Below are 11,345 nucleotides of genomic sequence, written 5' to 3' on the forward strand. Positions count from 1 at the left end.
TCCGCACATGATATTATACCTCTTTTCACCAACGCCAAAATAATTAACATCTACAAATTATTAATCAATTTCTGTGCTGTAGATAATATCATTAAACATGATATAGCGACTGCCAGAGCGGTTAAGGTATAGATTCAAGAATTTAGAATTTAGAATGTGCGAATTTAGAATTACCTCTCCTTGAAAAGAAGAGGATTGACTAATCATCAAATTTTTTATTTATTATCCCCGATCAAGGGGAGGGTTTAAACCCAATTTTTTGGTAATGACGAATTTTAGAAGGAGAAATATTTTTCCCACTGTTGCTTTTTGTCTGCTATATGAATAATTTGTACCAGTTTAATAAATGTTTGCTATAATAGCTAGAAATTTTCTAGAAGGAGTCAGAATAAATAGCTTAAAAATCATTTATTACCTTTAAAATCCCTTTTTTATCTCAAGAGATATCTGACAAAAAAAAATTAATTCCTGTTATTATTAATCACATTCTTTTTCCACCCTTAGTACTATACCATTGACCACAAATAATCCTATACTGATACAGTACTTCAATGATTAAATAATTAGCAGGATTCAATAAAGTTAAGACCGATTATTAGCCATTAACTGCATATTATTCTTATCTTTACCAAGCAATTGTGGTCTAAGTCCCCCCCCCTTTTTAAGGAGATCAAAAAAAAGAGAATATTCCTTATGTCAAACCTCCTTATTGCAGAGGTACTGATAACTGATAACTGAAATGACTACTCCCTCACTCCCCTACTCCCCCACTCCCCTACTACCTCACTCCTTGATATTAGATATCCAATGTCCTCACCGACTCCTAATAATCAATCCCACAATACAAATTCAACAACTAATACCCCACTCCCACCATCAATAGATAAGTTTTTAGTATGTGGGTTAGGTAGTTTAGGACAACATTGTGTAGCTGCTCTAAAACAGTTTGGTGTAGTTGTTAATGCCATCGATATTATACAACCTCAACACTGGGAAATTTCAGACTTATTTTCAAAGTTGAACCAATTAATTATTGGAGATGCAAGAGAACCTAGTATTTTGACACAAGGTCAAGTTCAACAGTGTCGAGCAATACTTATTGTTACAAGTAATGAACGAATAAATTTAGCGATCGCTCTAGCAGCAAGATTAATTAATCCTCAAATTCGTCTTGTAGTTCGTTCTGCAAAAGAAAACCTCAATCAACTATTAGGTAAACAGTTAGGAAATTATGTAGCATTTGAACCTACGGAATTACCTGCACCAGCTTTTGCCGTTGCTGCTTTAGAATCAGAAATTATCGGTTTTTTTTACCTAGAAAAACACCAAATAAAAATAGTCAAACGTGAAATCAAGCCAGAAGGAAATTGGTATAATCGTCCTGTTTATCAGCTCAATAATCGTCATCGGAAAGTCATTAGTTACGCTCCTAACTCTACTCAATTATTATCAGATTTTTATCATTGGGATAGTGATGAATTAATTCAAGCAAACGACCGAATAATTTATATTGAAAAACCAGAATTTTTGACAACAACAAACAATCAAAAAAAGTCTCAGAAAAACCAGTTTAAATTATGGGAAATATTTCGTTCAATTCTAAAAATTAAACCAACGGATGTTAAAAACTTAGTCATTAACTACTGGAATTGGATTCACGAAAACCCAATTCGTAACTTAGTTTTTTCTAGTGCCTTAATTTTAGTAATTCTTTTATGTACTGGTACATTACTATTTTTACTTTACTATCCAGATGTAACTTTAAGAGAAGCTTTTTATGGCACAGCAGTTTTATTACTAGGAGGATTTGGAGATATTTTTGGTGGGATTAAACTAGAACAAAAATTTCCTTGGTGGCTGCAATTTTTTAGTTTAATCACAACATTAGTAGGAATTGTTTTTGTAGCTTTACTGAATGGTTTAATTACAGAAAGATTATTAAGTACAAGATTTAAATTCGCCAAAAGAAATCCTGTTCCGACTTCAGACCATGTTGTGATAATTGGTTTAGGAAGGGTTGGTCAACGAGTAGCTAGTTTATTACAAGAATTTAAACAGAAATTAGTAGCAATTAGTTCTACAGCAACTGAATCAGATATAACCCCTCAAATTCCTCTAGTTACAGGTAATATAATTAAATCTCTAGAGAAAGTAAATTTAGCCACTGCCACAGGAATTATTGCTGTCACAAATGATGAAATGTTAAATCTAGAAGTAGCATTAATGGGTTATTCTGTTAATCCAAATATTCGTTTAGTAATTCGTACTTCTGAACAACGTTTTAGCAATAACTTAGCAAAACTTATACCATATTCTACCTTTATTTGTAATTCTGCCGTTGTTGCAGAAGCTTTTGCCGGAGCAGCATTTGGAGAAAATATATTAAGTTTATTTAGAATAGACCATCAAACAGTATTATTGACATCCTCCCCGGCCTGAAGGCACGGGGATTCCTACCGAGCCTTAGCTCTTCGGTGGGTTGACGTCTCACAGGCTGCTGCTACTTTTGCAGTAGTCTTACGCTTGCCTCCACGTCCGTTTAATGTCTCGGACTGCCCGCCCGCGACTAATATATTTATTGCTGCATTCTCATCTCTATCGTGTTTTGTGCCACAGTTGAGACACTCCCATTCTCGCACCTTCAGGTCTAGCTTCCCACCTTTAAAGCCACAATTTGAGCAAACTTGGGATGTTGGCTCCCAACGACTAATTACTCTGAAATCACGACCATATTTCTCAGCTTTTCCTTCTAAAAAAGTCCTGAGTGTTCTCCAACCTAAATCAGATATAGCTCTGGATAATTTGCGGTTTTTTACCATTCCAGATACATTCAAATCTTCTAAAACAACTGTTTGGTTTTCACGAATTATTTCAGTAGATAATTTATGCAGAAAATCTGTCCTTGTATATTTCAGTTTGGCATGGAATTTAGCTACTCTAATCCTAGCCTTTTCATACCTTTTAGAGCCTTTAGTTTTATGAGATAATGACTTACTTAACTTTCTTAATTTCTTAATTCGTTTCTTCAGTGGTTTAGGAGCATCAACCTTTGTACCATCGCTAAATGTAGCAAAAGTTTTAATACCTAAATCTATACCTACTGAATTATCAGTTTGAGGTAAGATTTCTGGTTGTATTTCTACTACAAAACTTAAGAAATATCTATGAGCTGAATCTTTGATTACTGTTACTGATGATGCAACAGTAGGTAATTCTCTTGACCATATAATTTTCAGCTTTCCAATTTTAGCTAAATAGACTTTATGTTGACCAATTTTAAACCCACATGAGTGTAAATCTAGCAGTTTGTTTTGATTTCCTGCTTTTGAATTTAGGAGGTTTAACAGGTTTACCTTTTCTCTCACCTTTAGTCGATTTGAAAAAGTTTTGATAAGCCTGGTTTAAATCATTTAAAGATTGCTGCAATGGTATAGCAGAAACTTCTGATAGCCATTCTCTGTCTTCAGTCTTTTTCGATTGAGTGATAAACTGTTTTTGTAGCTCGGAGTTAGTGGGTTTATTCTCTCCTATCTTGTACTTTTCTTGACAACAAGCTAGACTATCATTCCACACCACACGAACACAACCAAATAGCTTGGCTAATCGGTATTTTTGTCCCGGAGTGGGATATATACGATACTTAAATCTAGCTTTCATAATTCCTATTTAAACTAATAGTATGATAACATATTTATAGAAATAAAATCAACTAAAAAGTCGCCTGCTTATGGGCAAGGCTTTAGACCCAATTTTTCGGTAAACAATAAAGCCCAACAATACAATAGCAGAAATTAAAACATCTAACCAAGCAAAAGCACTAATACGAGATGATATTGCTTATGAAAGTAGAAGATTAATATTAATACCGTGTTCTAATATCCAAGGAATAAATTGAGAATATGGCAATACAAAGCCAAATAAACACAACAACCCATAGAAATATTTCATTTAGTTTCTCTCACTGAAAAAATAGTTTACTCTATATAGCAATTTCCAAGAAATGTATGAATAGGAAATTAAAAATTAATGCTATTCAAATCCTTTCTTTCTCCATGACTCCTGAGATCAAAATCGCTCTTATAAGTTCATCTTTAACTGTAACGACTTGCAAACATTTATTTTTCAATTCTAGAACTCGATCATTTTGCTAAATGCTCATCTTGTTGGTAATTTTCATTGTTGAGATGAACACGAAATTGACTTAACAAACTATAGACCAAAGGAGATAAAAGAATTCCCATCGCTATGACAAAAACCAAACCACTAAAGAGTGCATAGAGAGAAGCAAATACTTTCGCGCTAGTAGTTGAGAGGGGACTAATTGGTCCCATACCACTAAGAATCATCGAAGCTTCTACTAGAGAATCTATCCAACTCAAACCCGCTGCCCAATGATAGCCGATAACGCCCATCATAAGTCCTAGAGAGATAAAAATTGCAGACAGACCCATATAGCTAAGAAACTTCCACAGAAAGAGGAAAATTGACTTTGTTCGCTCTGATGAAGTCCAAGCTTTCGGTTCTTGAATCAGATTTAAACCGGAAGAACGGATGAGAAATATTATAATTGCTAACATTAATAGTCCATATATGAGCATATTTCTAAAATCCACTTAACGATTATCTTATATATACGGCTAAAACTAGAGAAACAACTGTAAGCGTGCCCACCAATTTTGTAATCGTTTTATGGTAGGATTTTTAAGTCCCTAGTTTCGAGCGTGGCATAGTCCAAAACCTTAATTAGCATGAGGATGACTATAATTAATATGCAGCGTGAGTTGTTGGAAAACCATTATAGTGAGGATAGATTTGTAAATTTGTTAATAACTGTCTTTAAGTTAAGTTACTGATTAAATTTATGGTTAAAACTATTCAATCTCAAGAAATTAGTCTTCGTTATTTGATTGATAATTTCAGTTTGCAGTTAGTCAGAGACGAGCAATTTTTTCGAGAATGGCAAGATGATTTGCCAGAGATTAGTGACTGGGAAAAAGAACTACTTAATCAAGTTAAAGAAGGATATTTTAACTTATTACAAAATCCACCTTTTTTGGAAGATATTGTCAGAATGGCAATAGTCGATCCGATTTTATTTATTGGGAAATTTTTTCTCTACCCTTATCACATTCGTTCTGAAAAGCCTATTAATTTAGAACTGGCAGATAAAGAGGTGATTATTAGAGGTCGAATTGATGCTCTTGTTATGAAGGAGCAGTTATGGGTGATGGTTATTGAGTCTAAAAGAGCGGAGTTTTCTATAGAAGCTGGTCTGGCTCAATTGTTAACTTATCTAATGGCTAGTCCCTATCCTGAACATCCTAATTATGGTTTAATTGTGACGGGTGGCAGTTTCATTTTTGTTAAGTTAATCAAGACAGAAGTTCCTCAATATGCTACGTCAAAAATGTTTGCTATTCGTAATCCGGGTAATGAACTTTTTGATGTTCTTCGTATTCTTAAACGTTTGAGTAAAATAGTTATTAATAGACATATCTAGAAAAGAGGGAGTAGTCGTAGGGACGTTGCATAAGGGCGTCCGTACAAAGTAGGGGTAAATAATTGATAATTTATGTGCGAAAATTGATTTGATTTTTTATTGTTGGAGATGTCTATTAGAGGTACTGATAACTGATAACTGATAACTGATAACTGAAATGACCGATAATCGTAAACAAGTCCGCAAAGTTTTAATCATAACTTTACTACTAAATTTATTAGTGATGTTAATCAAAGCTGGAATAGCATTTTGGACAGGTTCTCTGAGTCTATTTGCTGATGCTTTGCACAGTGTTACTGACAGTGCTAATAACATTTTAGGGTTAGTCACAAATCATCTTGCTTCCCCTAAACCAGACCGACAATATCCATACGGACATCAAAAATTTGATGCTATTGGCGCCCTAGGTATTGCTGCTTTCCTTGGTATTGCTTGTTTTGAAATTCTCAGTGGAGCAATACAACAAATAGTGGGGGGTACTCAAGAAGTAAATATTTCCCCACCTGCACTATGGATATTATTAATTGTGCTTGGAATTAATATTTTTGTCGCATTTTATGAACGTCGGGTAGGAAAAAAAATCGGTAGTAGTATTTTAATTGCCGACTCCCACCATACGATGAGTGATATCTGGGTGACAGTAATTGTTATAGCTGGATTAATTGGTATTTGGCAAGGAAATATTTGGAATTTACCTATTTTCCGTTGGTTAGATGTGGTGTTAGCTTTTCCCGTCGCTCTTTTAGTATTTCGGAGTGCTTGGGAAGTTTTGAAAGAAAATTTGCCTTGGTTGGTAGACTATATGGCAGTTGCACCAGAAGCTATTCATGCGATCGCTATGGAAGTTCCGGGAGTAGTCAACTGTCATGATATTGCTTCTCGTGGAGTTATCGGTCGTCAGGTATTTATTGAAATGCACCTCATTGTTAATTCTGATGATATAGAAACTGCTCATCAAATTACTGAAAAGGTAGAAGCACGTCTACAAGAAAGGTTTTATCCTGCCAGAATCATGATTCATGTTGAACCCCCTGCTTATCAATCAGAACATATTTCTTATGAATCTGATAGTTAAGCAAGTCTATAATTTTAATTTTAAATTTTCAGATCTGAGATTTCTGAGTAGGATTCGGATTTTTAATTATAGCACTACGTCTTTTGGCGTTTGACAATTTGAATGAAAAGCAACACAAGTAATATCATGTCCGGTTGAATACTTATAAATAACGATAAAGGAGTCAGGAGTCATATCAAATCCATTTTATTGGGCATAAAAAAATTCTCCAATCGTCATAACTATGCTCATCTTTGTAATTCTCTCTCCTCCTGAGTTCCCCTCCTGGGAGGGGGAGGGGCGAGGGGTAGGTTGACTCCTCCTGACTTAACCATTCTATAACTGCTTAACCGGATTTGATATCAGGAGGGAAGAAAGAAAGAATAAATAGGAGGAAAAGGAGAAAGTTTTTTGTTTGCAGGCGCACAACTTTCCTAAGGTCATGCTACCGCAAACGTTAACGCGGAGCGCGGGACGGAGTTCTATCACTAATTATCCGGACATGATATAACAATAGTCTTAGAGCTGATTTGTAAACTAAGCTGAAACCTCTTTCTAGACTAGACTTGCTGGAAATTATGCTCATAGGGCTTAGATGTGGCTAAACCCTTGCACTGTAAAGTATTCATTCTCTTAATATTGACTTTATAAATCAGCTCTAAAAAATTGATCGAGTCTGTTAAAATATTGTACGACTATATAAATATTCCTCCTTTGACATCCTCTCCGGCCTAAAGGCACGGAGATTCCTACCGAGCCGTAGCTCTTCGGCGGGTTGACGCTGCTTAGACTGCTGCTACTTTGACAGTAGTCTTATGCTTGCCTCCACGTCCGTTTAGAGTTTCCGAGTGCCCCCCGGCAACTAATAATAGTGTAGCATATATTCAATTCACTTGCAAATAAAAAGTCGCCCGCTTATGGGCGAAGCTTTAAACTCAATTTTTCGGTAAACTTCTTCTTACCTTTACACTACCAATGACTAAAAACAATAAACCTAAGAATGATCAAGCATCTGCGGAAGTTACCTCTGAGTTCTCAGCTTGGTTAACTCCACTAACTTACTTTTTGTCATGCTGTATATTAGTGCCATTTTATTTCAAAATAGAAATCAGGGGTCAAAAAAATATACCAAAAACAGATGCAATTATTCTTGCACCTACTCACCGTTCTCGCTGGGATCCTCTAATTATTGCTTATGCAGCAGGTTTGTTTGTGACTAACCGTAAACTTCGATATATGGTCTCCGAAGAACAAACACGAGGTTTTCAAGGTTGGTTTATTCGTCGCTTGGGTGGGTTTCCTGTTGATCGCGATCATCCTGGAATTTCTAGTATTCGCCATAGTGTTCAACTCCTAAAAAATCAGGAAATGTTGGTACTATTTCCTGAAGGAAGAATATATCCCGAAAATAACAAAATTTATCCTATTCAATCGGGTGTTTCTCGTATAGCACTACAGGCAATATCTAGCAAAAAGGAACTTAATCTAAAAATTATTCCTGTTAGTATTTTATACGATCATCCAGCTCCTCCACCCTGGCGGTGTGGCGTTAAGATTAATATAGGTTCTCCTTTAGAAGTCAAAGATTATCTTAGTTATTCTACAAAGCAAGCTGCTAAGATACTTACTGATAATATAGAACTTTCTATGACACAATTGCACAAAAAACATTAGATTATTTCAAGCTATCAAAGTAGCTAAAAATCAAGATAAATTATAGGCTTAAACTAAGTATGAGAAAATCAAAATAATAGTAGTTAAAATTTATCAAATAAGCTGAATTCATTAAACATAATAAAAAAAATATAATGAACAACCTTGATTGAATAGGGCATTCTATAACCTATAACATAATTGGTATATATGTATATTGGTATATATCTATTATTCTTTCCCTCGAATAAAGATAATAATTATAAATACTAAACTTAACTAAATCTTAACTATCTTTTATGACAGTTTTATTGTAGAAGTTAATTATAGTTATTCGTAGCTAGATTGGCATAGTAATATAGTCATGTCATCTCCACTATTAGCAGAAACAAGAATGAATGTTTGAAATTGTTCAACTCAACTTAATCCTAGCAATGGACATTTATTCTGCTTACTAAAAGACAAAAGATGTAGAATTTTGTATAAGGGATCTGAAAATAATGGTATCAACACCAGAAAAAATAGCTTCGATCAGTGCTTTTGGCCAGGCGCGTTCAACCGTTGAAGGAACGCCCCTGAGTTCTGATGAACTCTACAAAATGCAAGCTTTTTGGCGCGCTTCTTGCTATTTAATGGTAGGGATGATTTATCTTAAAAAGAATCCTCTCCTACAGGAACCTCTAAGCCCTGAACACATTAAAAGTCGAATTTTGGGACACTGGGGGTCAAGTTCTGGTCAAGCATTTATATGGATACATCTCAACCGGATTATCAAAAAATTTGACCTTGATATGATTTATATGTCCGGTCCAGGACATGGCGCACCAGGAGTATTAGCTCCAACTTATTTAGAGGACACTTACTCAGAAGTCTATCCTGACAAGGGTCAAAATATACAAGGTCTAGAAAAATTCTTCAAAGAATTCTCTTTCCCCGGTGGTATTGGTAGTCATTGTACGCCAGAAACTCCAGGTTCTATCCATGAGGGAGGTGAACTTGGTTATGTACTTTCTCATGCCACAGGTGCAATTCTGGATAATCCAAATTTAATTTCTGTGCCAGTTGTGGGAGATGGTGAGTCAGAAACAGGACCTCTAGCTACATCTTGGCATTCCAATAAATTTATTAATCCCATTACAGATGGTGCTATCTTACCAATTCTGCATCTAAATGGTTATAAGATTAACAATCCTACAATTTTAGCTAGAATCAGCCATGAGGATTTAAAAAGTCTATTTTTGGGGTATGGCTATCAGCCCTATTTTGTTGAAGGGTCTGACCCAGATAGTATGCACCAAGCAATGGCAGCTACCTTAGACCATTGTGTTCAAGAAATCAAAGCTATTCAGCAAAAAGCTAGGAGTTCTGGCAATGCCGAGCTGCCACGGTGGCCGATGATTATATTCCGGACACCTAAAGGATGGTCAGCTCCCCCAGAAATTGATGGACACAAAGTTGAAGGCTTCTGGCGGGCGCACCAAGTGCCGATGACTGATGTTGCTAAAAATCCAGAACATCTAAAAATTTTAGAAGAGTGGCTGCGCAGCTACAAACCAGAAGAACTTTTTGATGAAAATGGCAAGTTCAAACCGGAATTAAGAGAAATAGCTCCTTATGGTGGCCGTCGGATGAGCGCTAACCCTCATGCCAATGGTGGTCTTCTCTGCAAACAATTGAATATGCCTAATTTCCAGGAATACGGTATAGAAATAGATAAACCTGGAACAATAGAAGCAGAAAATACTCGTCCTTTGGGTGTATTTCTCCGGGATGTCATGGCTAAGAACATGAATAATTTCCGGGTATTCGGACCTGATGAAAATACTTCTAATAAGCTGAATGCCATTTATGAAGTTAGTAAGAAAACTTGGATGGCAGAGTTTCTACCGGAAGACTTGGATGGTGGGGAGCTTGCACGAGATGGTCGTGTGATGGAAATGTTGAGCGAACACACTCTCGAAGGTTGGATGGAAGCATACATATTGACGGGAAGACACGGCTTTTTCTCGACTTATGAGGCATTTGCTCATGTAATTGATTCAATGGTGGGTCAACACACAAAGTGGATTGAAAAGTGCAATGAACTTAGTTGGCGTGAAAAAATTCCTTCTCTAAATTTGTTGATTACTTCTACAGTTTGGCGACAAGACCACAACGGTTTTACTCACCAAGATCCAGGTTTCCTAGATGTAGTTTCTAACAAGACTCCAGAGGTAACTCGGATTTATCTACCACCTGATGTTAACTGTTTGTTATCAGTTGCTGACCACTGTTTGCGGAGCAAAAACTATGTAAATGTGATTGTGTCTGACAAACAGATGCACTTGCAGTACATGGATATGGATGCTGCTATTAAGCATTGTACCAAGGGTATAGGCATTTGGGATTGGGCAAGTAACGACCAGGGAATGGAGCCTGATGTTGTGTTGGCAACTGCTGGAGATATTCCGACTAAGGAAGCTTTGGCTGCTAGTGTTCTTTTACGGGAAGCTTTCCCTGACTTGAAGATTCGCTTTATCAATGTAGTCGATCTGTTTAAGTTACAACCAAATACAGAGCATCCTCATGGATTGAACGATCGCGACTTTGATACTTTGTTTACTCTGGATAAACCAATTATCTTTAACTTCCACGGTTATCCTTGGTTGATTCACCGTTATACTTACCGTCGTACTAATCACAATAATCTCCATGTCCGAGGTTATAAGGAAAAGGGTAATATTAATACACCTTTAGAATTAGCTATTCGGAACAATATTGACCGCTTCAGTATTGCGATGGATGTCATTGACCGAGTAGAGAAACTCAAAGTTGCAGGTGCTCATGCGAAAGAACATTTCCGCAATGAGCAAATTTCTTGTCAAAACTATGCGTACGAGTATGGTGCTGACCGACCTGATATTGTTAATTGGAAATGGCCTTACTAGCTGAAGTCAGAAGTCAGAAGTCAATCTGCCTCTTTTTCTCCTAAGTAGATGACAATGTAGGGACGTTTCATGCAACGTTCCTACAGGGCTATCAACAGTATTAAAATAATTGGACAAAGTTAAACATAAATAGACATTTACTGTGATATATTAGATTTATGTTTAACTTATTAAACTATTAAAAGAGGTGGCCGACAACTGAAATGCAATC

General features: G+C 36.1%; 9 protein-coding genes. 5 read left to right on the forward strand and 4 right to left on the reverse strand.

The features are described 5' to 3' along the window. Positions 1-807 precede the first annotated feature (807 nt). Positions 808-2,439: an NAD-binding protein gene (locus tag F6K18_RS19475; RefSeq protein WP_287523053.1), complete on the forward strand. Its 1,632-nt coding sequence runs from the start codon at positions 808-810 to the stop codon at positions 2,437-2,439. Between the two features lie 14 nt (positions 2,440-2,453). On the opposite strand, the gene F6K18_RS19480 is transcribed toward F6K18_RS19475, so the two are convergent. The 4 genes from F6K18_RS19480 to F6K18_RS19485 form a co-directional block, all read right to left on the reverse strand. Continuing rightward, positions 2,454-3,365, reverse strand: coding sequence for an RNA-guided endonuclease TnpB family protein (locus F6K18_RS19480; RefSeq protein WP_353735117.1), 912 nt, complete (start codon positions 3,363-3,365; stop codon positions 2,454-2,456). After that, positions 3,277-3,657: a helix-turn-helix domain-containing protein gene (locus F6K18_RS36720; protein ID WP_353735118.1), complete on the reverse strand. Its 381-nt coding sequence runs from the start codon at positions 3,655-3,657 to the stop codon at positions 3,277-3,279. Before F6K18_RS36720 ends, F6K18_RS19480 begins: the two co-directional genes overlap by 89 nt. Before the next feature lie 180 nt (positions 3,658-3,837). Then, positions 3,838-3,948, reverse strand: coding sequence for a DUF2834 domain-containing protein (locus F6K18_RS36725; protein WP_353735119.1), 111 nt, complete (start codon positions 3,946-3,948; stop codon positions 3,838-3,840). 191 nt (positions 3,949-4,139) lie between these two features. Next, positions 4,140-4,598: a hypothetical protein gene (locus F6K18_RS19485; protein WP_287523056.1), complete on the reverse strand. Its 459-nt coding sequence runs from the start codon at positions 4,596-4,598 to the stop codon at positions 4,140-4,142. Between the two features lie 263 nt (positions 4,599-4,861). On the opposite strand from F6K18_RS19485, the gene F6K18_RS19490 reads away from it, so the two are divergent. The 4 genes from F6K18_RS19490 to F6K18_RS19505 all read left to right on the forward strand — a co-directional run bounded on the left by F6K18_RS19490 (position 4,862) and on the right by F6K18_RS19505 (position 11,134). Next, complete coding sequence (locus F6K18_RS19490) at positions 4,862-5,500, forward strand: restriction endonuclease subunit R (protein WP_287523059.1); 639 nt, start codon at positions 4,862-4,864, stop codon at positions 5,498-5,500. A gap of 157 nt (positions 5,501-5,657) precedes the next feature. Beyond that, positions 5,658-6,575, forward strand: a complete 918-nt coding sequence (locus tag F6K18_RS19495; RefSeq protein ID WP_287523062.1) for a cation diffusion facilitator family transporter — start codon at positions 5,658-5,660, stop codon at positions 6,573-6,575. A 954-nt stretch (positions 6,576-7,529) separates the two neighbouring features. Further along, positions 7,530-8,228, forward strand: a complete 699-nt coding sequence (locus F6K18_RS19500; RefSeq protein WP_287523063.1) for a 1-acyl-sn-glycerol-3-phosphate acyltransferase — start codon at positions 7,530-7,532, stop codon at positions 8,226-8,228. Between the two features lie 479 nt (positions 8,229-8,707). Beyond that, positions 8,708-11,134 (forward strand): phosphoketolase family protein, encoded by a 2,427-nt coding sequence (locus tag F6K18_RS19505; protein ID WP_287523066.1) that lies wholly within the window; start codon positions 8,708-8,710, stop codon positions 11,132-11,134. Positions 11,135-11,345 lie beyond the last annotated feature (211 nt).

The organism is Okeania sp. SIO2C2, assembly GCF_010692625.1.
Taxonomy (GTDB): Bacteria; Cyanobacteriota; Cyanobacteriia; order Cyanobacteriales; family Microcoleaceae; genus Okeania; species Okeania hirsuta.

What these genes read in the sequence shown, in the direction of transcription:
- F6K18_RS19490 (WP_287523059.1), top strand. Translation starts at nt 4,862, where the DNA reads ATGGTTAAAACTATTCAATCTCAAGAAATTAGTCTTCGTTATTTGATT.
- F6K18_RS19495 (WP_287523062.1), top strand. Translation starts at nt 5,658, where the DNA reads ATGACCGATAATCGTAAACAAGTCCGCAAAGTTTTAATCATAACTTTA.
- F6K18_RS19475 (WP_287523053.1), top strand. Translation starts at nt 808, where the DNA reads ATGTCCTCACCGACTCCTAATAATCAATCCCACAATACAAATTCAACA.
- F6K18_RS19505 (WP_287523066.1), top strand. Translation starts at nt 8,708, where the DNA reads ATGGTATCAACACCAGAAAAAATAGCTTCGATCAGTGCTTTTGGCCAG.
- F6K18_RS36725 (WP_353735119.1), bottom strand. Translation starts at nt 3,948, where the DNA reads ATGAAATATTTCTATGGGTTGTTGTGTTTATTTGGCTTTGTATTGCCA.
- F6K18_RS19500 (WP_287523063.1), top strand. Translation starts at nt 7,530, where the DNA reads ATGACTAAAAACAATAAACCTAAGAATGATCAAGCATCTGCGGAAGTT.
- F6K18_RS36720 (WP_353735118.1), bottom strand. Translation starts at nt 3,657, where the DNA reads ATGAAAGCTAGATTTAAGTATCGTATATATCCCACTCCGGGACAAAAA.
- F6K18_RS19485 (WP_287523056.1), bottom strand. Translation starts at nt 4,598, where the DNA reads ATGCTCATATATGGACTATTAATGTTAGCAATTATAATATTTCTCATC.